We start from the raw sequence: 23,209 nt of genomic DNA, 5'->3' as shown, positions 1-23,209 counted from the left end.
GTCCGCATCCTAGGGACTTTTCCTGAACGCACATCGGTCTCAAGGCGGATGCGCGTTCAGGAAAAGTCCTTATGCTGGATCAAGATCAGTAAGCAATATCCGACCGCCCCGGATCGATCGATTGTGGGCAGGGTGGTGGGCGGGAACGGAGCGTCACGGAAAAATGAAGAATTGGCTCAGCCATTGCCCAGCGTTCGTCAACCGGCTTTGGTTCCAATTTGCCGTGATCTACACGCTGCTGGGGTTCTGCGCGCTGACCTTGATCGGTGCCAGCAAGTTCAGTGCGGAGGATTATGGTGACTTTCACCGGGCAGTCACCCCGGACCATGTCAGGGAGGTGATTTCCAGAGAGAAGCTTACCGTCGCACAGGCGATCCTGGATGCTACCGATGTCAGGTGGCGTCAGAAAGCGTGCGAGAACATTCGGGAGAAGCTCGAAAATATCGAACAGGTCAGCGACGGGTCCATCTATCGGATCACGAACTCCAGCCGACCCGAAGTCTATATTCAAATAGAGGATGCAGATAATCGGCTTGTCGTATCTGATCCCGTTAATCTTCCGGCCGATCTGGCGCCCCTTTTTACGGCGCTGAAACAGCAGCGGGACGCCACCGACAAAGTCATATGGATAGCTGAAAATGGCCCTATCTGGGTGGACATGCCCATTGAGGATGGCAAAGGCGCACTGATTGGCCGGCTTCGCATCCTGTATATTGCCGAATTTGATGTCTGGAGGCAGATACAAAGCATCGTTGCCTTCCTGCAGGGCGCATGGGGTTACTTCATTCTTTTTTCTCTTCCCATTGGTGTTGCGTGCGGTGTGTGGGCGGCCCATTACGTCACCCGGCATCTGGGGCGGATGAATTATGTGACCGAAAGCTGGCGGCGGGGTGATTTCACTGCCCGCATCGCCCTTCCCAATGACGATGTTCTGATCAAGCATAGCCAGCATCTGAACGACATGGCGGATGACCTGGAACTCTATTTACGGCTGAAACAGAATCTCGCCGTCAGCGACGAACGCAACCGCGTGGCGCGTGAACTGCACGACACGGTGAAGCAGAAACTGTTCGCACTGGGCTTGCAACTGGCGACGGCCAAGGCCAATCCCACAGTGCTGGAGGCGGCCCGCGAGCCAATCCTGGAAGCGGAGACCATTAACCGGGAAGCGCAGCATGATTTGATGGAAATCATCACGCAGTTGCGCCCGACCGGCACCGGCGACAGCACACTTCACAACCGGGTTGGCATGATCGCTGAGGATTTCAGGCGACGCTTTGATGTCGATATCCACCTGGAAGATATGGAAGTTATCCAGCCCAACGGGCATGTGGAGCATCAGGTGCTGCGCATTTTGCATGAGGCGTTGATGAACGCCGTGCGCCATGGCAGGGCGTCCAGGGTGACCGTATCCGCGGCGACTAACGGAAGCGTCGCAATGCTGGTGATTGCCGATAATGGCATCGGGTTCGAGATTTCCACGGTCACAAAAGGATTCGGTATCATCTCCATGCGCGATCGGGCACGTGATCTACCGGATGGTCGGCTTGATATTGAAAGTGCTGAGGGCAAGGGAACCCGACTGACGATTTCCTGGAAAAGCGAATAATGACCGACCAGATCACACTTATCATCGCCGATGATCATGCCATGGTTCGCCGTGGGCTGACGGCCTTTCTGGCTACTGCGCCCGATATCCAGGTGATGGCTGTTGCCACCTGCGGGGTGGAGGCGGTCACCGCAGCGCGGCGGCATGCACCCGATGTGGTGCTGCTTGACCTGTTCATGCCGGACCGGCCAGCCGTCGATACTGTTCGCCAGATCAAGCGGGTAAGCCCGCGCAGCCAGATCATCATGGTGACGTCCCATGAGGGGGAGGAATATGTCGTGCCCACCACACAGGCGGGCGCCATCTCCTACATCCTGAAGGACACAACACCGGAAGATCTTATCCATGCCGTACGCAAGGCGGCGGCTGGCGAAAGCATGCTGAGCCCCCGTATCGCCAAAGCCCTGGTGACAATCATGTCCCGCACGCGCGATGGCAGGGTGCAGGAAGATCAGCTTCACGCTGACCTGACCGAGCGAGAGATGGAAGTGCTGCACTGTATCGCCGGGGGATTGTCCAATATGGACATCGCCGCGCGTCTGTCGATATCGGATAAGACCGTCAAGTCCCATGTCAGCAATATTTTGAGCAAGCTCTACCTCAATGATCGCACGCAGGCGGCCGTCTACGCCTGGCGCGAAGGCATCGTCAAAGAATAGCGATACGGTCATCCTCAAGACCGATGTGGCTTCCTGGCACCCCGCTAGACTGACCTGGTGAAGCAATGACCCATCTCCAAACAGATGGTGATTATCGCCAACAGGTCCTTGAGAGGGATCAGATGCCTGACTTTCCGCCCCCGCTTGCCCCGTCCCGGTGCGCTATGCCTGAAAAACTTGCCAACACCGCTTGGCCGGAGGGCCCACGATTTGCCCCGTGGAGAAGCGACAAGAACCAGCCCGACGATCCATCAGAGAAGATATCGAAAGCGGATGGCGTAGCGCCGGCGGGCACCTGTCCCCCGGCAGCGTTCGACTGGGGATAAGCGTTCATTTCAGTGGCCAAATCAGGAAGGGGGATTGGGCCGAACCGCGCGGTAAGTTGGCATTGGGGCCTATCAGAACACTGGCACGGCGCACATCTTGTGGCATAAGGGGGCCTCTTCAAGTCCTGGAACCCGGTCCCCTCATGATCCGCCTTGAAAATATCAGCAAACATAATGGTCATCGGATTCTCTTTCTGGAATCCTCAGCAGCGCTGAACCGGGGGGAGAAGGTGGGGCTTGTTGGCCCCAATGGCGCCGGTAAGACCACCTTGTTCCGCATGATCACGGGCGAAGAACAGCCGGATACGGGTCAGGTGTCGGTGGAGAAGCAGGTCTCCATCGGTTATTTCAATCAGGATGTCGGGGAGATGTCCGGCCGCAGCGCGGTTCAGGAAGTGATGGACGGGGCCGGGCCGGTCAGCGAGATCGCCAAGGAACTGGCGAGCCTGGAACACGCCATGGCCGATCCCGATCAGGCTGATCGGATGGACGAAAACATCGAGCGTTATGGCGAGGTACAGGCCCGTTTTGACGAGTTAGGCGGCTATGAGTTGGAGGGGCGGGCGCGGGAAGTGCTGGCCGGCCTCAGCTTCAGCCAGGAGATGATGGACAAGGATGTCGGTGCCCTGTCCGGCGGCTGGAAGATGCGTGTGGCGCTGGGCCGTATCCTGCTGATGAAGCCCGACGCCATGCTGCTGGATGAGCCCAGCAACCATCTGGATATCGAGAGCCTGATCTGGCTGGAAGGCTTTCTGAAGGGCTATGAGGGGGCCCTGCTGATGACCTCCCACGACCGGGAATTCATGAACCGGATCGTCAACAAGATCATCGAGATTGATGGCGGATCGCTGACCAGCTATTCCGGTGATTATGCGTTCTATGAGCAGCAGCGGGCGTTGAACGAAAAACAGCAGCAGGCGCAGTTTGAACGCCAGCAGGCCATGCTGGCCAAGGAGATCAAGTTTATCGAGCGCTTCAAGGCGCGCGCTTCGCACGCCAGTCAGGTGCAAAGCCGGGTCAAGAAACTGGACAAGATCGAACGCGTTGAGCCGCCGAGACGCCGTCAGATCGTGACGTTCGATTTCCCGCCGGCCCCGCGCTCAGGCGAGGATGTCGCGGTTTTGCGCAACGTCCATAAGGGTTATGGCAGCCGGTCCATCTATCAGGACTTCGATTTCACCATCCGCCGCAAGGAACGCTGGTGCGTCATGGGCGTCAATGGTGCGGGTAAATCAACCCTGCTGAAGCTGATCGCGGGCGTGGACCAGCCCGACACCGGAACCGTCAATGTCGGTGCCAGCGTGAAGATGGGCTATTTCTCCCAGCACGCGATGGAATTGCTGGATGGGGAGCAGACCGTGTTCGAGGCGTTGGAGAGCGCCTTCCCGCAGGCGGGCCAGGGGTCGCTGCGGGCGCTGGCCGGCTGTTTCGGCTTCTCCGGCGATGATGTGGAAAAGCGCTGCCGGGTGCTGTCTGGTGGGGAGAAGGCGCGGCTGGTCATGGCGATCATGCTGTACAATCCACCGAATTTCCTGGTGCTGGACGAACCGACAAACCATCTCGATCTCGACACCAAGCAGATGCTGATCACTGCACTGGCCGCTTATGAGGGAACCATGCTGTTCGTCTCGCACGACCGGCATTTCCTGGCAGCACTGTCCAACCGGGTGCTGGAGCTGACGCCGGACGGCATCCATCAATATGGCGGTGGCTATACTGAATATGTCGCGCGGACCGGGCAGGAAGCGCCCGGCCTGCATAGCTGAGCAGGTTGGTTCCTGAATATCGACAATATCGACCGACCAGATGCCTGGGGGCGGGGAGGCTCCTCCCGCCCCCTACTTGAGATCAATCAGCTTTATGGCCAGCCGGACGATTTCATCGGCGAGTTCGTCCGGGGCCGGCTCATGGCTGGGGGTGCGGATCATTGCCCTGTTGGACTGAAGCGCAAAGCCGAAGGTAGCGCTCCACATCGTGGAGATACGAATGCTGCGATCCCGGTCCGATAAGCCTGAAAGCGGTGCGCCCACTTCAGCATCCAGCCTCTGAAAGCCGGATTCATGCGCTTCCTGTATTTCCGGCGCGAGATTCGGACGGACAAGCTCACTCTCGTACATGAGCGTGAACATGTGCGGGTTCTGGACAGCGAACCGGATGAAATGCCGCAATGTCTGGAACAGGCGCGCCCGTGGTTCGGTGGGAGAGACGCTCTCCTGCTCCGTACCGGCGAACATGGTCCGATAGCCTTCGAGCGCTACTTCGATGAGCAGCGCCCGGCGATCTGGGAAATGATGATACGGCGCAGCCGAACTCACTCCCACTTCCTCGGCTAACCTGCGCATGGACAACCCCTCGTGTCCCTCACGCGCGACGAAGGTGCAGGCCGCGGCAATCAGTTGACCTCGAAGATCATCTCTGTGGGAAGGCCGGCCGCGCCGTTCTCGGTTTTTCTTCTGGCTGGTCATTATCTTAATGGTGTTGCCCGTGAGCCCGGTTTGCAGGGCGCATCCGGCTTGCAATGAATGGATTCACGATCAGTTTGATCCTTACAGGTTCTACCCTTTACGTGAGTTTGGGGTGAGGGTGAAGGGCTTTATCAGCTTCCGTCGCGGCTCGCGACAGACCCCCAGTTCCTGTGGGGCATCCTCTTTCTCAACGCATTCATCCATTTCTCCCGCTTGGTGCGCAGCTTCGTTGCGCTCAGGCCAACAAACTTGTTGCATTGTGAATAATCAGTGCTTAATAAAGAACAAAATAAGCTGTGCTTAATAAGGTGCGCCATATCAGCTTGGGAGAGGGTAACGCTTTGAATGCGTTCAAATATGGGGTGTCGCTATATAGCTACACCGACGATCTCGGCACGGTCATGACACTGGAGGACGGGTTCGACCATGTCGCGAGTGCGGGCGCCACCGGTATAGAGATACTGGGTGAGACCAGCATCCCGACATATCCGGAGCCGACGGCTTCGTGGCTTGATACGTGGTTCGCTCTGCTTGACCGTTATCAACTGGAACCGACAAATTTTGCCGCCTGGGTCGATACCCGTCTGACCATCGGCCGCAACATGAGCGTGCAGGAAGGTGTAGCCCAGATCGCATGTGATCTGCGGTTAGCCCACCGGCTGGGTTTCAAATTCATGCGACCCAAGTTCGGGGTGATTGATGACGAGCTGACGCCCGATCCGATTTGGGAACCGGCGATTGAGCGGAATCTTGATCTTGCGCATCAGCTTGGCATCGTGATCATGCCGGAGATACATGCGCCGACGCCGATCCGCCATCCGGTCACCGACGCCTATATCGCCTTCATTGAACGGACCGGCACGAAGAATTTCGGCCTGCTGATTGATACCGGCATCTTCCAGGACCGTCCGCTCAATAAATGGGGCGGCGGGGAAACGGAGGAGATCCGCAAGGGAGCGCTCAGCTTTCTTAACGGCATCAAGGTGCCGGTTGAGCATCTGGTTGATGTGATTAAATATGTGCCGTTCATTCAGGCCAAATTTCACCATATCGACGAGCATCTGCACGACCACCATATTCCCTGGGAGCGTATCGTCCCCATGCTGAAGAAGCTGGGTTATGACGGTTATCTCTCCAGCGAATATGAGGGGGCCCGCGACCCATGGGTCGCGATTGAGCAGGTGCGCCGTCAGCATGCGCTGATCCGCAAGCTGGAGGCTGAGTATGACGCCACGCATGGGGAGAAGGCTCATGCTTGAGCGCAGCCATATCCAGAGCAGCGGTTTCCAGAATGTCGGTCCTGCGGGCGCCCGCACAGGGTTCGAGCTGCGCATCCGTCAGCCCAACTATCGCAGCTCTCGCCTCAGCCTGATCGAAGGGGTCGATCTGGTCGTAGATGGGATCAGCTACCCGGCGGAACAAAACCGCATCCGGGTAGGCGGGCACGAATATTCGCACGCGGAAATGGCAGAGGAAACCGAGGCCCGGCTTTACGTGGGCACCTTCTTCACGGTGATCGTGCCCAAATCTGGTGGTTTGGCGCCCGGCGTCCACCATGTGGCCAGCAGCATCCGCTTCCGCCACCCCTATTTTCCGCCGCAGTTCCAGCCTGTTTTCGTCCGCAGTGAAAGGCACGCGACGATCATCGTTCCCTGATCAAGTCACTAACTGACGGCGAAAACGCATCGTCAGAAATAATAACGAAATGGGAGGTAAGATCAGAATGATCAGCTTAAAGAAATCTTGGTTGCTCCAATCCGCCTCTATCCTGGCATTTACCCTTGGCAGTGCGACCAGCGCCCTGGCCCAGTCAGCAGGCGGCACGGCGCCTTCCCTGGCATCCGGCGATACTTTGGATGAGATCGTGGTCACCGCGCAGCGCCGGCCCGAACGGTTGCAGACTGTGCCCGTCAGCGTCACGGCGTTGAGCGCCGACAGCCTGATCGAGCGTGGCCTGAACGACCAGACTCAGATCACGCTGGCCGCGCCCAGCTTGCAACTGGGCAAGGAAAACAACTTCACGGTTCGTGGCATCGGCACCCTGGCCTTTGCCGGGACCATCGACCCCAGCGTCGCGCAGGCGATTGACGAAGTGAATATCGGCCGGTCCCTGGCGGCGCCACCGGTCTTCTACGATATCGCCCAGGTGGAAGTGCTGAACGGGCCCCAGGGTTTGCTGTTCGGCAAGAACGCATCGGCGGGCCTGGTGAATATCGGCACGGCCATGCCGGTTCTGGGTGAAACGTCGGGTTCGGTTGATCTGGAGGGCGTGTCGCGGTCGCGTCCGGGCAGCAATGGCAAGGGGCTGATCGCGCGTGCGGCACTGAACGTGCCGGTAACGTCGGATTCTGCGTTGCGCATCGCCGCTTTCCATTCCAGCCAGGACGCGCTGACCCGGCATGTGGGTGGCAAGGGCGCAAAATATGAGGATGATCTCAGCCAGTCTGGTATCCGCGCCAAGTATGATTACATGCCGGACAATGGTTTCAGCCTGCGTCTGCAGGGTGATTATAATAAATCGGCCGGTATTTCCGGTTTCTATGATGGTACTTTCCGGTCCATGGCTGCTGGCAGCGTGAATACGGGGCCACTGGCGGCTGACGGGGTGGTGCCGGGGAAAGACAATTTGGTGGCTGCCGCCGATGCGCCTGCCTATCGCAACCTGCGTAATGGCGGGGCACAGGCGTCCCTGGGCTATGAATTTGCCAATGGCTGGTCCATCAACAACATCGCCGCCTGGCGTTTCTTCAAGATGGACCAGCAGATCGATGGCGATACGACAGGCCAGAACGCTGCTAACCTGAACCATAACAATACCCGCTACGATCAGTTCTCCAATGAACTGCGCCTTGTTCTGCCGCAGGATGAAAAGCTGACCGGGCAGGCCGGGCTTTACTATTTCCATTCCAAGATCGACACGTTCCTGGAGATCGGTGGCGATAATTTCTTCCCGCCGGCAATGCTGGCCGGATTTCCGTTCTGCGTTGGCGCAATGGTTACCCCGGGCGGGCCGCCAAATTGCAGTGTGTCCAACGATTTTTTCCTGGGCATCGACAAAACCATCGTCCAGTCCACCGACAGCTATGCCGCCTTTGGGCAGCTTACCTATGCGGTGACCGATCAATTAAAGCTGATTGCCGGCGCCCGGGTCACCCGCGACGAGCTTTCAATCGATCTGGGCCAAAACCAGCTCCGTAACTACTTCGCGCCGTTCGCATCCAAACAACTCTATAACCAGAGCCTGGATAATACCGATTTCAGCTATAAGGCCGGTTTGCAGTATGAATTCACGCCGAACGTGATGGCATATGGCACCTATGCCCGCGGTTACAAAGGGCCCGGTTTCAACGATGTCGGCACGTCGCCTGATTTTGATCTGTCAATCCGGCCGGAAACCTCCAAGAGTTTTGAGGCGGGTGTGAAAAGCACCCTGCTTGATCGCCGGCTGATGCTGAATGTCAGCGCCTTCCACACCAAATTCAGCAATTACCAGACCCAGTCCTTCGATCCGGTGGTCCGTACCTTCGTTGTTGCCAATGGCGCCAGCCTGACCAGCAAGGGCATTGAACTGTCCATCAATGCCAAACCGCTGCACGGCCTGACAATCGGCAACTCCACCACCATCCTGAATTCCAAGTTCGATGATTTCCCCGGTGCCCAGTGCTATCCGGGGCAGACGACGCCAAGCTGCGCCACGAATGAGAGCTTCAATGCTGGCGGGCTGCGTAGCCCGTCCTCGCCTAAATTCACCACCACAACCAATGTTTCTTACGAAACTGCTGTCAGCAATGATCTGACGGGTTTCATCGGTGCCGACTGGTATCACCGGTCCTCGATCAATTTCCTCATCAGTCAGGCACCGGGGGCGCATGTTGGCGCCATCGATGTGCTGGGCGCCAATATCGGCGTGAAGGGTGATAATTGGCGTGTCGCCCTGTTCTGCAAGAACTGCACGAACGAGGTCTATCCCAATTATATTGACCTGGAGTCTGGCGACAGCATTGCGGGCCTGGCCTCCTACGTTCAGCAGTTCGGGTTCAATTCCGTGCGGACGGTCGGTGTCCAGTTGGGCCTTACCTTCTGATGGGGGCGCCGGGCTCGCCCGGCGCGTCCTTTCCAGGAATGATGACAGGAAGGTGGGGCCGATGAGCGGCCAGGCCGGGCGGGCCGGCGCTGGTTGCCGCCCCTGGACAATGTATTTCGCCCCTACCAAAACCATCGAAAATAAAGGAAAGCTTGATGAGCAAGGGCATCAAGGGAACCATCGCTATCGTTGGCGCCGGGCCGGGTGGTATGGCCACCGCGCTTGCCGCGATCAGGCTTGGATTTCAAGTTGTATTGTTCGAGCGCGCGGAAGAGGTGAAGGCCGCGGGCAATATCTTGAACCTGTGGCCACCACCGCAAAAAATACTCAAGATTATTGGTGTTGATACCGATGATCTCGGCGCGCCTTGCCAAACATTCTTCGAACGCTATGACGGTAAAAGACGGGCGGAAGTCATCCTGCCGGATGAGGTAGTGAAGGAATATGGCGGTGGGTTCATCGGCCTGCTGCGATGGGGCCTTTATAAAAGGATGCTTGATGCGCTGCCTCCCGGCGTCCTGCGTCTTGGTCATAATCTGACCGGCATCGACGATGACGGCAGACATGTCAGGCTGAAATTCGCCAACAAGCCGGAGTTTGTGGCTGACGTTCTTGTCGGCGCGGATGGCATCAATTCTTTTGTCCGCAAGTCTCTGTGGGGAGAGGAGCCGATCCGTCACCAGCGTCTGCATCTTGTCGGTGGCTACCTTTTTCTGGACGCGGCACCGGAAGGAAAAGGGGTCATTGCCCATAACAGAACTACCCAGGTCAGCTACACCCCTATCCGGCATGAAGGGAAATGGGGATATGAATGGTGGGTGCTGGAAGCATGTGACCCCAACCAGCCGCCCCCTGCCGATCTGCTGGCGTTCAGCCGCGAACGCGCTGCAGGCTTCACGCAGAAAGTAAGGGAACTGATCGACGCAACGCCGGTGAAGCATCTCCAGCGCTGGGAAATCCGCGACCGTCCCCCGCTGAAGCAATGGTCCAAGGGGCGCACGACCCTTGTCGGCGATGCGGCACATCCCACATCGCCCTACGCCGCCTATGGCGCGGGCATGTCCATTGAGGATGGATATTTCCTCGCCCGGGAACTGAACGAAGTTTCTCTATCGGAAGCGGATGCCGTTCGTGGTGCGCTTCAGCGGTTCGAGGACCGGCGCAAGCCCCATACGGCCCAGGTCAGCCAGGGGGCCTTCCATACCGGGCGGATGTTCCATCACATGCCGAAGGTTTTGCGTCCTTTGAGGGATTGGGTTTTCGACAATACGCCGATGCTCCAGAAATTCGTTGGCGACGCGATGCCCGGCCACATCCTGTCCCAACTGGCTGAAATAGAGGATTCCCCGCCGTTCCGGCCTGCATCCCCCCTCCGCCAGGAGAGCGTGGGCACCTGAGGGGCCAGGGTTGGCCCCCTGATGCGACCAATTCCGGCCCGCCTTGATGGGCGATACGCGGATCGCGGCGATCATTGCCTGACGGGCCGGGCCGTTCCAGCCCGGAAAGCGACAATAACAAATTGGGGAGGAGTTGACATGGCGTGTGCCAGTTTACACCAACGTGGCCCGATGCCACAGCAGGCGGGCATAGGTCAGGGAATCCTGGTTGTGCTGGCGGGGTTCTTGCCGATCCTGGCCATTGTGGCCTTGGCGCCGGCAGTGCCGCGCATCATGGCCCAATTTGCTGATGTGCCGGGGGCGGCAACGCTGGTACCGCTTCTGGTCACGGCGCCGGGCCTGATGATTGCGCTGACTTCCCCCCTGATGGGCTGGGCTATTGACCGGTACGGTCGTCGCCGGCTGCTGCTTGCGGCGACATTGCTATACGGTATCGTCGGCGTTGCTCCCTATTTCCTTCAGGATTTGACACTGATCATCGCCTCGCGGCTTGCCCTCGGGATCGCGGAAGCGGGCATATTGACGGTGACAAATACGCTGATCGGCGACTATTTCGCTCATAATCAGCGCCGAACCTGGCTGACGGTTCAGGGGCTGGTGGGACCGATCTTTGGCACCTCCGTTGTGGCGCTGTCTGGATATATCACGGCCGTTTCCTGGAACGCCTCATTCCTGATCTATGCTGTTGCCTTCCCGATTTTCCTGGCCATGCTGTTCTATATTTACGAACCCGCCATTGCTGAACAGAAGGAGGCACGGCGGGAGGAAGCACAGCAGTTCCCCTGGGGGCCTGTCCTTCTGACCAGCGGGGTGACACTGTTTTCCGCAACGCTGTATTATGTCTATATCGTGCAGGTCGGGCTCGCCTTCACTGAAATTGGCGTTTCCTCGCCGCAAACCATCGGATTGCTGATCTCGGTCGCCAGCATAGGCGTCTTTCTGGGTGCGGCCCTGTTCCAGTGGCTGTCCGGCCGGTTCACAGGCCCGCAGATGGTATGCATCTATCTGCTGCTGCTGGGGGGCGGTCTGGTTGGCATCGGCCTGGCGGCTGACCAGAAGATCATGACAGGTTTTGCGTTCGTTCAACAGCTAGGCGCGGGCATCGCCATTCCGGCCCTGGTCTTGTGGGCGGTATCCAAGATACCAGCAGAGCACCGTGGACGCGGTATGGGCATCTGGTCTGCCTGCTTCTTCATGGGGCAGTTCACCAGCCCGTTATTTGTAACGGCTGCGCGCGATTTTGCCGGCGATATGCAGGGGGCTTTCACCCTGTTGGGGGTGGTCGCCCTGCTTGGCGCCGTCGTCACATTTCTTTGCCTTCTCAAGTACCGGCCCGCGCCGGTCGCGGATGCTCAGCATTGATGGAGACGGGGAATGGAACCGACATTTGTGGATCGCCGTCGCCTGATGGGGGCGGCGCTGGCCTGGGGTGCCTTGTCGAACCTGCCTGTGGCCCAGGCGGCAGAACTCATAACGCCAAGCCAATCAAGGCTGCTTGTTGATGTCGTCGATGCAGTGATCCCGCGCACCGATACACCGGGTGCCAGCGACGTGGGCGTGCACCGGTTCCTGGTCATGGCGTTGGAACATGGGCTGGAAGGCTCACGCGATCCGTCGCTGCCGGGACCGAAAGGGCGGGACCATCTGGACTGGCTGGCCGCCCACCTGCGGCAGACGGGAGAAAAGGATATCGCAAGGGCGGTCGCTATTGTCGACCAGGCCGCCTTCGCTGCCGGCCCTGCATCGCCACCTACGCCATGGACAAGGATCAAATCATTGATCCTGCTTGGCTATTACATGTCTGAAGCCGGGGCGACACAGGAATTGCGCTACGAGCTGGTGCCGGGGCACTGGGATCCTGATGTGCCGGTATCTGGTGATAACCGCGCCTGGTCAAGCGATTGGACAGCCTTAACCTTTGGATGAAGACGATGAGCAATTATGAATTTGACGCCATCGTCGTCGGGTCCGGGATCACCGGCGGCTGGGCGGCGAAGGAACTGACGGAAGCCGGCCTCAAGGTCCTGCTGATTGAGCGGGGACGCCAGATCACCCATGGTCAGGATTATGCTACCGAAACCACGCCGCCTTGGGAGCTTCCTTTCCACGGGGCTGGTGACGCGGCCCTGTATGACGAGAAATATCCGGTCCAGCGCCGGAACCGGGCCTTTGATGAATGGACGCAGGGGCATTTCATCAACGACATCGACAATCCTTATTCGACGGCGGCGGGCAGCGAAGCGTTCCTCTGGCTGCGCAGCTACCAGTTGGGCGGTCGCTCCCTGACATGGGGGCGCCAGACCTATCGCTGGTCGGACTATGATTTCGAGGCCAACAAACGCGATGGTCACGGGACCGATTGGCCGATCCGCTATGCGGATCTGGCGCCCTGGTATGATCATGTTGAAGAATTTATTGGTGTTTCAGGTTCCGTTGAATGCATCGCTGCACTTCCCGATGGCCGGTTCCAGCCCCCTATGGCCCTGAATATCGTTGAGCAACATGTTAAATCCGCTATCGAGGGCAACTTTCCCGACCGGCGCCTGATCATCGGGCGCACGGCCAATCTGACCCAGGAAAAGGAAGGCCGTGCCACGTGTCAGAACCGCAATATCTGCGCACGCGGTTGTTCCTACGGGGCCTATTTCTCCACGCAGAGTTCCACCCTGCCGGCGGCCCAGGCCACGGGCCGGCTGACACTGGTCACCGATACCATTGTGGAGGCGGTGGAACATGATCCGGCTACGGGCAAGGCCACGGGAGTGCTTGTCGTTGATGCCAATACCGGAGCCCGCCGCCGTCACACCGCCCGCCTGATCTTTCTCAATGCCGGGGCGTTCAACAGCACGCATCTGCTTCTGCGGTCCCGGTCGGCAGCCTTCCCGAACGGTCTGGCCAACAGTTCCGGTGTGCTGGGCACCCACATCATGGACCATGCCAACGCGGTGTCTGCGGTTGCCATCATACCGGGCTTCGACCAGCACACGACCTATGGAAACCGCCCGACGGGCATCGTTATTCCGCGCTTCCGAAACCTTGACCGGAACGATGCGCCCCGGTTTACACGGGGCTATTCCTACCAGGGCGGTGCCTTTCAGGGCGGCTGGACCGGTGGCAAGCGCATGCCGGGCGTGGGCGCAGACTTCAAGGCCCGGTTAAGGACGCCACAGGCCTGGCGGATGGTCCTGGTGACCTATGCTGAAAGCCTGCCTCTTGCATCCAACCGGCTGACACTGGATCCAAACCGGAAGGATAAGCATGGCATGCCGGTTCTTCAGATTGCCTTCCAACATGGAGAGAATGAGCGGACAGCCCTGGCCGATGCTGCCGCTGAAGCAAAAGCAATGTTGACGGCGGCGGGCGGGCAGGTTGTCATTTCGATCACGGAGCCGGGCCTGGGTGGCTCTTCGATCCACGAGATGGGCGGTGCCCGTATGGGATGGGACCCGAAGACATCTGTTCTCGACCGCTTCAGCCGTGCCCATGACGTGCCGAACCTGTTCGTCACCGACGGGGCGCAGATGAGTTCATCCGCCTGTCAAAATCCGTCACTGACCTACATGGCGCTGACGGCCCGTGCCTGTCACCATGCGGTTTCCCTGTTGAAGCAAGGCTCGATCTAGTCGCTGATTAAATTGATATTTTAAGGTTTTCAGAACCCGTCCTGGTAATCGCTTTTATTACCAGGACGGGATATGCCCATTACGGATCAACAGCCGCCGTCAGAACGGGGCGGTAGTGGTCAGTGCAAACGGAGCGGCCATAAAGGGTTTTATGCTGACTTGATCTTGAACAGTCTCTCCGCGTTGGTCTGGAAGAATTTGCGTTTTACTTCCAGGGGCATGTCCATTGCGTCCAGTGCTTCCACTTCCGCTATCGGGCACTGATAGGGATAGTCCATGGCGTAGAGGACACGATCTTCGCCCATCACCTTCTGCGTGAACTTGATCGCCTCTTCCCAGGCGACGCCGGAATTGGTGATGTGGAAATGTTCGCGCAGATATGTCGAGACTTTGCCCTTTTTCAACGCCTTCATGCTTTCATACCGGCCGGTGCGCACGCCAGCGCCATGCATGAAATCCAGGCGATAAAGCCAGAAGGGCAGGGCCTCGCCCATATGGCCGATCACGATCTGCAATTTGGGGAAACGGTCCAGGGCGCCGGATGTGATCATGCGCAGCGCATGCATGCCGGTTTCCACGCCGAAGCCGAAGATGGCGCCATCCAGGCCCGCTTCCAGCAGGGGGCCGATCATGGAGGCCGGCGGGGTATTGGGGTGGATATAGAGGGGGACATCCATCGCCTCGATGGCTTCCAGCACCTCGTTGAACTTGGGATTATCCAGATATTCGCCCAGGATGTGGCTGTTGATCAGTACGCCGGACAGGCCCAGCTTGCCGATGGCGCGTTCGATTTCCCGCGCCGCTGCCTTGGGATTCTGGGGCGCGCAGGCGGCCATGCCACTGAAACGGGTGGGGTATTTGGCGATGGCTTCGGCCAGCCGGTCATTGGCAGTTTCCGCCACCATGGTGGCCCGGTCAGGATTGCGGATGACGTTGGTGCCGGGCGCCGTCAAGCCCAGAATCTGGCGGTCAATGCCGCGTTCATCCATATGGGCGATGCGCTGTTCGCCCAGATCCATCAGGGCGTTGGCAACAAAGCGCGGCCGTTCCGCCGGATGGTCCAGGTAATAGCCGATCAGGCTGAGGAAGCCCGGATCGACATCGGGCGCCGCCAGTTCTTCCCGGAAGGCCGCGATCAGTTCGGGCGTGGTGAAGGCTTCCTCGGTCGCGATGCGCAGATAACCTTGGGCGCCGCCGGTCTTGGGCGTGGTCATGGGTCGCCTCCCTGTTTTCAATGTTGATGAATGGTCTTGGTGACAAGGCAGGCGGCCAGACCCTCCGGCCCATCCTCTGACCCGTGGCCGCTTTCCTTGACCCCGCCAAACGGCGCGTCGGCGGCGGCCAGTGCCGTGGTGTTGATGGCCACCATGCCCGCTTCAATCGCATCGCCGATCAGGTTGGCCCGGCGCGCATTCTCCGTGAAGGCGAAGGACGCCAGGCCATAGGGCAGACGGTTGGCCTGCTCCACCGCTTCATCCAGTGTGGCGAAGGGGGTGGCGACGACCACGGGGCCAAACGGCTCCTCATTCATGATGCGGGCATTGCTGGGGACATCTGACAAAACCGTCGGCTGCCAGAAGAAGCCCTTGCCTTCAATCGCTTCGCCGCCCGTGCGGATGCGGGCGCCATGGCGGACGGCATCCTGCACAAGGTCGCTGATGGCGGCGGGGCGGCGTGGGTTGGCCATCGGCCCCATATGGGTGTCGGGCGCCAGACCGTCGCCGACCTTCATCTGCGACATGCGCTTGGCGTAGGCTTCCACGAACCGGTCATAGATGCCCTCCTGGACATAGAACCGGGTGGGGGAGACGCAGACCTGACCGGCATTGCGCACTTTGCTGGTTGCCAGCATCTCCACCGTCCGGTCGAAATCGCAATCATCAAAGATGATCACGGGCGCGTGTCCGCCCAGTTCAAGGGTGGTGACCTTCATCGTGTCGGCGCAGAGCCGCATCAGATGCTTGCCGACGGTGGTTGATCCGGTGAAGCTCAGCTTGCGGATGATGGGGCTGGCCAGCAGATGGCGCGACACCTCGTCCGGCACGCCGAAGACAAGCTGCACCACATCGGACGGACAGCCCGCATCGATCAAGGCCTGGACTACGGCCATGGCCGAGGCCGGGGCCTCCTCTGCCGGTTTCAGGATGACGGAGCAGCCAGCGGCAATGGGCGCGCCCAGCTTGCGGCCCGGATTATGGATGGGGAAGTTCCAGGGCGCGAAGGCGGCCACCGGACCCACCGGCACCTTCATCACCAGCGAGCGCTGGCCGGCCGGCCGCACCAGCACGCGGCCATAGACCCTTCGCGCTTCCTCGGCATAGAAATCAAACAGGCCGGCGCAGGCGAAGGTTTCGATCCGGGTTTCGGCCAGGGTCTTGCCTTCCTCCCGCGTGGCGTTGCGGGCGATCAGGTCGGCCCGTTCGCGCAGCAGGCGGGCAGCATCGCGCAGCACGCGGGCCCGTTCATCAACGGATGTCTTGCTCCAGGTCCGGAAGCCACGGTCGGCGGCGGCCAGCGCCCGGTCAAGGTCGGCGGCACCGGCCAGCGGCAACTCGCCCAGCGTCTCACCATTGGCCGGGTTGATGACGGTATGGCTGCGGTCGGCCCGCATGATCCATTCACCATCAATATACATGCCGAGTTTGGGATAATCGGCGGAAGTCTGGTCAACCAAAATTGATCCTTTCGGTCGCACGAAGGGGGAAGGTCAGGCGGCGTTGGTCTGGGCCGGTGCCCAGTTGCCATGCAGTCCCTGACGGATGCGGAAGGGCAGGCCGATGGTCGCAATGGGACCGGCCGCCAGATTGAGCGCGTTGAACAGCAGCAGGCGGGAGGTATGCTCCACCAGCCGGTTCTCGATCACCACAATGTAACCGTCGCCTTCGGCTGTGGAGCCGGGGCGCGGAATGAAGGCCGGTTCCTGGAAGGAGGAGGTGGAGCCGACCCAATAAGTATCGGTCTCCCCCGTTTCCAGGTCGATGCGGCCCAGTGTGTTCATCATCAGGCCAGAGGCGCTGCGCCCGCCCGGCAGGTCCACGGGCTTGGTCATGTCCTGCACAAGCTGCCAGCCATAACGGTTCTTCACCCCGGCGAACCGGTCGTCGATGCGGGGGAACTCCCCCACCAGACCGGCCAGCGGCGCCATCTGGATATCGTCGCTGTTGGCGCTCATATCCACGGTCCAGCGCGTCATGGTCGCGGCGGCTTCGTGCGGCTGGAACGGTGCCCCCTCGGTATCGGGGAAGAAGGGGAACATGTTGCCCTTGGCCATGGGCACATCGAAATGCACCTTGGTGCCATCTTCATGCGCATTCATGACGTGGCTGGCAAAGCAGGTGGGGGCGGAGAACCAGCGGATATCCTCTGCCCCGCCCTTGCGCGGCAACACACCCAGATGCACGGGCCGCCCCCGGTCGAAACCGAAATGCGGCAGGCCGGCCTTCAGCCGTTCCCAAGACCCGACGATGGGCACCACATGGAAGACGACATAATTCTCGGTAAAGCCGAAATCGTGCATCATGCAGTAATAGGGAATCTCGAACCAAACCTCGTTCGTGATCTGCCCTTCCGCGTTGATCGTGTAATAGACCATGTCGCGGGTGCACAGGCCCTTGGCGGCATAGCCGAAGCTCAGCATCTCCCCCGTGCGCGGGTCGATCTTGGGATGGGCGGAGAAGGTCTGCGATGTCATCGCCCCGCCGAAATCATAGGTCGGGTCCAGCGTCTCCAGCGTTTCCGGGTCCATGATGACGGGCGGGCTGTCCTCCTTCAGGGCAAACAGCTTGCCGGCATGGACGACAACGTTGGTGTTGGCAGTGCCGCGCACCTCCCCCTGCACGCTTTCATCATCGGTCAGGGGGTTGCGGTAGGCGCCGAACAGGGCGCGGCCCGCGTCGCGTTCGCGGGTGAATTTCTCGGTGCGGACCCAGCGCTGCTGCAGGGCGACATTGCCGTCCTTGAACCGGAACCGCGTCACCATGCCATCGCCGTTGAACCAGATATCGTCGCCGGCCAGCGGCGGGAATTGCGGGTCCGGCGCCACGCGGTAGAAGCTGCCATCCAGGTCGGCGGGAACGGCACCATCCAGCACGGGCAGGTCATGGACATCCGCCTCCACACCTGACGGGGCGAAAAAGCCGGTGAAGTTGGGCGTGTTGGGAAACTTCATGATCTGCCCCTTGCACAGAAAATTTCGGAACGGATGGTCATGGGCGCTCCTCCGCCGCCATGGCGCGGGAGGCGAGCCCATAATGAAGGGCGGCCCAGGCATAGAGGCCGATGCTGGTCAGCAGGGCGCTGCGGATGCCAATCGCCGAGGCTTCGGCCGGATCCGTCACGCCGGCGGTGGAAGCAAAGAAATCGCTGAGCAGGCCCAACAGCGGAGGCCCGAAACCCACCCCGACCATGGTGGAGACGAAGAAATAGACGAAGGCCGCCGTCGTGCGTTGCTGAGGGGCGACCATGTTCTGGAAGGCGACCAGCGTGGGCACGGAATGGAAAAACAGGAAGATGCCGGCAATGGTGATCAGGGTCACGGCGACGACATGATTATCCACCGCATAGCCGGTCAGGTAGAGTGGAACAGAGATGGCAATGCCCCAGAAGGGGAGCAGCGCGTACCAGCGCTTGCCGCGCCGGGCGATGAAGTCGATACCAAAGCCGCCAAGGCTCATGCCCGCGGTCGATGCTGTTGTGCTGATGATGGCCACATAGAAAGCGGTGGTGGTCAGCGACAATTCATGCACGCGCATGAAGAACGGGGCCGTGAAGGCGCCACCGGCGAACAGAGCCATGCTGGTCAGCCCCAGCCCCGCTAGCATGTGGCGGAAGGCCGGACGGCGAAACATCTGCGCGAACACTTCCAAAGTGCGCGGCGCGGCAGTACCCGCCTTAGGCATACTGACACCGGCCAGCCGGTCGCTATGCCCGCGCGGCGGATCGCGCAACAATAGCCGGAACAGTACCGCTACGATCAATCCAGGCGCGCAGACCAGCATCAGGGCGACGCGCCAGCCGTAATCCCGGGCCAGCCAGGCGGCCACGACTGAACCCAACAGCGAACCGACTGGCGCGCCCAGTCGCATGACGGTGAGGGCGAAGCCCCGCCGGTGCGGCGGGAAATGGTCACCGATCAGCGAGGTGCTGGGCGCCTGCACCCCCGCCTCACCGATGCCGACACCGATACGGCACAGGAACAATGTCCAGATATTGGTGGCCATGCCGCATAGCAGGCTCATCAGCGAAAACACGGCCACGGAAACGGAAATGATGGTGACGCGGTCGCGCCGCTCCGCCAGCCGGGCGATGGGCAGGCCCAGCGTGGAATAAAGGAGCGCAAAGGCCAGACCGCCCAAAAGGCCGAACTGGAAATCGCTGAGGCCCAGATCCTTCTTGATCGGCTCCGCCAGGGTCTGGACGATGACCCTATCGACATAGGCAAACGCCGCTACCAGCAGGATCAGCACCAGCAGCATGGCGCGGTAGCCGCGGCTATACTCGGTATCGACGGGATCGCCCTTCGATACCGGCGCCTGACCTTCGGTAGCTTTCGCGGAAACGGGGGAATTCATGCGGCCCCACTTTCTTTCCCTTGAGGGCAGGGGACCTGTCGGCCCCCTGCGGCGGATCAGAAGGAGAAGCGGAAGCCGGCCTTGAAGGCGCGACCGACATTGTCATACAGAACCGGGTTGGTCACACCATAGCTGGAAGGCACGTCATTGGGAGGATCGCGGTCGAACAGGTTGTTCACGACCCCGAACAACTGAACCTTCGTGCCATTCATCGTCAGATCATACTGGGCATTCAGATTGAACAGCCAATAGGCGCTGACGCGGTTGTCGCTGATGCTGTTCGGCAGGGTCGGGTCATAGCCGGACTGGTGCGGACCGATCAGCGTGGCATTGTAGACACCCCTGGACACATAGCGCGACTGCACCGTGCCGGTGAAATCACCCAGCGCATAGGTGGCGCTGAGCGTGCCGGTGAAGGTCGGCAGGCCGGACGGCTGCGAGGTGGGCGAACCGTTCATCCCAGCCCGGTTGACCGAGGTGCCCGTCGCATCGACGGTGATCAGATCAAACAGGTAGGTGCCCAGGGCACGCAACGTGACATCGCCTTCGCCCAGTTCGATCTTATAGCGCGCTTCGACATCAACGCCGCGTGTGATCAGGGTGTTGAGGTTGAGGTTGGCATTATTCACACTGGTGATGGCACCCGTGGTCGGGTTGCGTGTGATCAGGGAACAGAGTGCCGTGGCACCGGCGGCGCAACGGTTGATGATGACCTGACCGCCCAGCGTGGTGATGGCACCGTCCAGGTTGATATCAAAATAGTCGGCGGAGAATTGCAGATTGTCGAGGGGCGTGACCACCGCGCCGGCCGTCCAGGTCTTGGCGGTTTCCGGTTGCAGCTTGGTATTACCGCTCAAAACCACAGAGGTCAGCGCACTGCCCCCGTTGCTGGGGTCGGTCAGCAACTGGAAGCTGGTGCTGGCCGGGGCGTTAAGTTCAAAGAAGTTGGGTGCGCGGATATCGCGGGACCGGGTGCCGCGCAGCCGCAGGAAATCCGTGGGCTCCCAGGACAGGCCGGCCTTCCAGCTCCAGACCGAACCGCTGGTCGAATAATCGGTCAGGCGGACGCCGCCATTAACCGACAGGCTTTCAGCAAACGGGACTGATTTCAGCAACGGCACGCCCAGTTCGGCATAGCCTTCCTTCACCTTGATATCCGGACCGGAGATGGATTGACCGGAACTGGTGATGAAGCGCAGGGCCGATGAAATCGGATCGGCGCTGCCGGCCACGCTTTCCACGCGGTATTCAGCACCCGTGGCGAAGGAGAGCGGCCCGGCGGGCAGTTCTGCCAGCGAACCCTGGATATTGGCGGAGGCGACCTGCTGGATCAGGTGGGTTTTCTGCCAGGCCGTTCCATAGGCATAGGCGACAGCTTCGGGGGAGAAGCGGTTCTCGCCGAACAGGTTCAGCGGCTTGCAGCCCGCCACCAGCGGATTGGTCGGCGTGGTCAGGGTGGAGCGGCAGACGATATTACCGTTGGCGACACCATTCTGGAACAGCCCCTGATCCACCGCATCCACCGCACGGGCGAAATTGTCGGTGATCTGGGTGTTGCGCGTTTCCTGTTCGTAATTGGTCCGGCCATACTGGTAATAGGCATCCCATTGCCAGTCAGCGCCAAGGTCGCCGCGCGCGCCGGACACGACGCGATAGGTTTCGCGGCTGACCTCGGCCACGGGCGGGCCGATATCATTGGACACGCGACCGAAGGAGAAGCTGCCCTGGCCGGCGGCAAGCAATTGCGCGCGCAGGGCTGCCGGCAGATAGGCATTGTCACGCTGGATGGTGATATTGCCGGTATTGCGCGACGAGGCGCCGATGGTTTCCGCGTCGGCACGACCGTAAGAGGCTTCCAGGAACAGTTCCGTGCTGTCCGTCGCCTGGAATTTAACGTGCGTCATGCTGGAGAAACGTTCAACCGGCGCCACCAGTGGGAAATTGTTATAGAAGCCGTTGACCGGATCGGCACTGCCACCGGACTGGAAAAGGCCACCGTTGGAGAAGGTGGGGCCGGTCCCGTAATAGGTGCCGTAATCATGATTGAAATAGCTGCCATCGGGGCGGAATTCGATCCCGCGCAGTACACCGCTGGTGATGAGACCGTTGAAGGAGGATGTTGCCGTACGGGCGTTCGGCAGCAGGATCGTCCGCGCCAGACCGTTGGTCTGCGGTGTCGGGTTGGAGATGGTGTTGTAGCTTTCCGCGCACCAGTCGCGGGTGTAGCAGTCGCCAACGCCCTTGTTGTTCGAATATTCCGCACCGGCCACGATATGGCCGCGACCATCAGCGAAAGAGGTGCCGCCGGCCAATGTCGCATAGATTTCGCGATTATCGCTTTCCTGCGACAGGCCATATTGCACGCTGCCGCGCACGCCTTCGAGACTGGTGTTCAAGATCACGTTGACGACGCCGGCCACCGCGTCTGACCCATAGGCTGCCGAGGCGCCGCCGGTGACGACTTCACTTCGTTCGATCAGCACGGTGGGGATCAGGTTCAGGTCGACAGAGCCGGAAGGCGAATTGCCGCTGCCGGCAATCGTGCTGGCGACGAAACGACGGCCATTGACCAGCACCAGCGTGCGCTGAGCGCCCAGTCCGCGCAGATCGGCCAGATTGGCGCCGGCATTGCTGGAGAAAATACCGACGGTTGCCGGGGTGGATTGCGGCCGGAAAGAGGGCAGCGTGTTCAGCATATCAGCGACATTGGCCACGCCCTGTCGCTGCAGCTCCACCTCACCGACCACGGTCACTGGCGTCGGTGCGGCAAATCCAGACATGGACAGGCGCGTGCCCGTGACGACAATTTCCTCAAGCGAATCAAGCGCCTGATGCTGCTCTCCAGCAGGGACGGGGGCCTGGGCCGCGCCACCAGATACGGTGCCATCCTGCGCGACGGCGGGATGGGCAAGTGCGGCAATGACAGCCACGGTGCTTACGCGGGTGAGCCACGGCGCCAGCGGGTTTCTCATCTGGATTTTCCTCCCCGTGCGGTATGCCGACCTGCCCTTGGGATGGCGGCATCCGTCATTGTTGATTTATCAATGAGATCATTGATAGCTCAATGATATGGTCTTTGGCAATAGGGTGATCTCGGAAATTCACCATCACTCTGATCGCTGGGCCGATAAGGCGGTGGCGCGCGCTCTTGTATAAAGGGTGATTGTCCGTTCAATCGAAAAAACACGCTAACTAATTATATTTATTAATAATTTTAAGTTTCCGTGCCGTCCCTGTCTGCATTCTATGGTATTTCACTTACGGGGGCAGAGCTACTGGTTTCATCGGCAAATGTTTTTGCCGCCGCGCCTGATGGTTAGCGGCCCCCGCTCACCGGAAAGCGGCGCGCCATTATGGCGACCCTCTCTTCACTCTCCCATGATTCTGGCCTTTACGCGCGGATTTTCCGTGTTAATGTTGATTTATCAATAAAAAGATAAATGCCGCGCCCAATTTTGCGCCATTCACGCCGTCCG

At 60.0% G+C, this 23,209-nt stretch carries 16 protein-coding genes; 10 read left to right on the top strand and 6 right to left on the bottom strand.

What is annotated here, in order from left to right:
• Positions 1–163 precede the first annotated feature (163 nt).
• The 3 genes from G473_RS0111355 to G473_RS0111345 all read left to right on the top strand — a co-directional run bounded on the left by G473_RS0111355 (position 164) and on the right by G473_RS0111345 (position 4,360).
• Complete coding sequence (locus G473_RS0111355; protein WP_029013196.1) at positions 164–1,609, top strand: sensor histidine kinase; 1,446 nt, start codon at positions 164–166, stop codon at positions 1,607–1,609.
• Positions 1,609–2,268 carry a response regulator gene (locus tag G473_RS0111350; protein WP_029013195.1) on the top strand — a complete coding sequence of 220 codons (660 nt, stop codon included), beginning with the start codon at positions 1,609–1,611 and terminating at the stop codon, positions 2,266–2,268. The genes G473_RS0111355 and G473_RS0111350 overlap by 1 nt, the downstream gene beginning before the upstream one ends.
• Before the next feature lie 469 nt (positions 2,269–2,737).
• The gene (locus G473_RS0111345; protein WP_029013194.1) at positions 2,738–4,360 is read left to right on the top strand and encodes an ABC-F family ATP-binding cassette domain-containing protein; all 1,623 of its coding nucleotides are present in this window, start codon (positions 2,738–2,740) and stop codon (positions 4,358–4,360) included.
• A gap of 72 nt (positions 4,361–4,432) precedes the next feature.
• On the opposite strand, the gene G473_RS0111340 is transcribed toward G473_RS0111345, so the two are convergent.
• A complete protein-coding gene (locus G473_RS0111340; protein WP_029013193.1) occupies positions 4,433–5,059 on the bottom strand; it encodes a TetR/AcrR family transcriptional regulator in 627 nt (208 codons plus the stop codon).
• A gap of 308 nt (positions 5,060–5,367) precedes the next feature.
• On the opposite strand from G473_RS0111340, the gene G473_RS0111335 reads away from it, so the two are divergent.
• The 7 genes from G473_RS0111335 to G473_RS0111305 all read left to right on the top strand — a co-directional run bounded on the left by G473_RS0111335 (position 5,368) and on the right by G473_RS0111305 (position 14,163).
• Entirely contained in the window at positions 5,368–6,318 is a 951-nt protein-coding gene (locus G473_RS0111335; protein ID WP_210163294.1) for a sugar phosphate isomerase/epimerase family protein, read from the top strand.
• On the top strand, positions 6,311–6,715 hold the full coding sequence (locus G473_RS0111330; RefSeq protein WP_029013191.1) for a C-glycoside deglycosidase beta subunit domain-containing protein: 405 nt from the start codon (positions 6,311–6,313) through the stop codon (positions 6,713–6,715). Before G473_RS0111335 ends, G473_RS0111330 begins: the two co-directional genes overlap by 8 nt.
• Positions 6,716–6,806: 91 nt before the next feature.
• Positions 6,807–9,143, top strand: coding sequence for a TonB-dependent receptor (locus G473_RS0111325; RefSeq protein WP_161630973.1), 2,337 nt, complete (start codon positions 6,807–6,809; stop codon positions 9,141–9,143).
• Between the two features lie 155 nt (positions 9,144–9,298).
• Positions 9,299–10,540 carry an FAD-dependent oxidoreductase gene (locus G473_RS26455; RefSeq protein ID WP_051330167.1) on the top strand — a complete coding sequence of 414 codons (1,242 nt, stop codon included), beginning with the start codon at positions 9,299–9,301 and terminating at the stop codon, positions 10,538–10,540.
• A 210-nt stretch (positions 10,541–10,750) separates the two neighbouring features.
• The gene (locus G473_RS0111315) at positions 10,751–11,902 is read left to right on the top strand and encodes an MFS transporter (protein ID WP_245580047.1); all 1,152 of its coding nucleotides are present in this window, start codon (positions 10,751–10,753) and stop codon (positions 11,900–11,902) included.
• 12 nt (positions 11,903–11,914) lie between these two features.
• Complete coding sequence (locus G473_RS0111310; RefSeq protein ID WP_029013188.1) at positions 11,915–12,466, top strand: gluconate 2-dehydrogenase subunit 3 family protein; 552 nt, start codon at positions 11,915–11,917, stop codon at positions 12,464–12,466.
• Between the two features lie 5 nt (positions 12,467–12,471).
• A complete protein-coding gene (locus tag G473_RS0111305; protein WP_029013187.1) occupies positions 12,472–14,163 on the top strand; it encodes an FAD-dependent oxidoreductase in 1,692 nt (563 codons plus the stop codon).
• Positions 14,164–14,312: 149 nt separating this feature from the next.
• On the opposite strand, the gene G473_RS0111300 is transcribed toward G473_RS0111305, so the two are convergent.
• Genes G473_RS0111300 through G473_RS0111280 form a run of 5 tightly spaced genes read right to left on the bottom strand, consistent with a single transcriptional unit; the run spans position 14,313 to position 22,705 of the window.
• On the bottom strand, positions 14,313–15,377 hold the full coding sequence (locus tag G473_RS0111300; protein WP_029013186.1) for an amidohydrolase family protein: 1,065 nt from the start codon (positions 15,375–15,377) through the stop codon (positions 14,313–14,315).
• A 17-nt stretch (positions 15,378–15,394) separates the two neighbouring features.
• A complete protein-coding gene (locus G473_RS0111295; RefSeq protein ID WP_245580046.1) occupies positions 15,395–16,837 on the bottom strand; it encodes an NAD-dependent succinate-semialdehyde dehydrogenase in 1,443 nt (480 codons plus the stop codon).
• Between the two features lie 33 nt (positions 16,838–16,870).
• Positions 16,871–18,331: a carotenoid oxygenase family protein gene (locus G473_RS0111290; RefSeq protein ID WP_035706741.1), complete on the bottom strand. Its 1,461-nt coding sequence runs from the start codon at positions 18,329–18,331 to the stop codon at positions 16,871–16,873.
• A 37-nt stretch (positions 18,332–18,368) separates the two neighbouring features.
• Positions 18,369–19,733: a spinster family MFS transporter gene (locus tag G473_RS0111285; protein WP_029013183.1), complete on the bottom strand. Its 1,365-nt coding sequence runs from the start codon at positions 19,731–19,733 to the stop codon at positions 18,369–18,371.
• Positions 19,734–19,789: 56 nt separating this feature from the next.
• A complete protein-coding gene (locus tag G473_RS0111280) occupies positions 19,790–22,705 on the bottom strand; it encodes a TonB-dependent receptor domain-containing protein (protein ID WP_051330166.1) in 2,916 nt (971 codons plus the stop codon).
• Between the last annotated feature and the right edge of the window lie 504 nt (positions 22,706–23,209).

Origin of the sequence: Niveispirillum irakense DSM 11586 (genome assembly GCF_000429645.1) — a bacterium.
Taxonomy (GTDB): domain Bacteria; phylum Pseudomonadota; class Alphaproteobacteria; order Azospirillales; family Azospirillaceae; genus Niveispirillum; species Niveispirillum irakense.
Note: the sequence above shows the minus strand (reverse complement) of the source record. Positions and strands in the feature narration are given on the sequence as shown.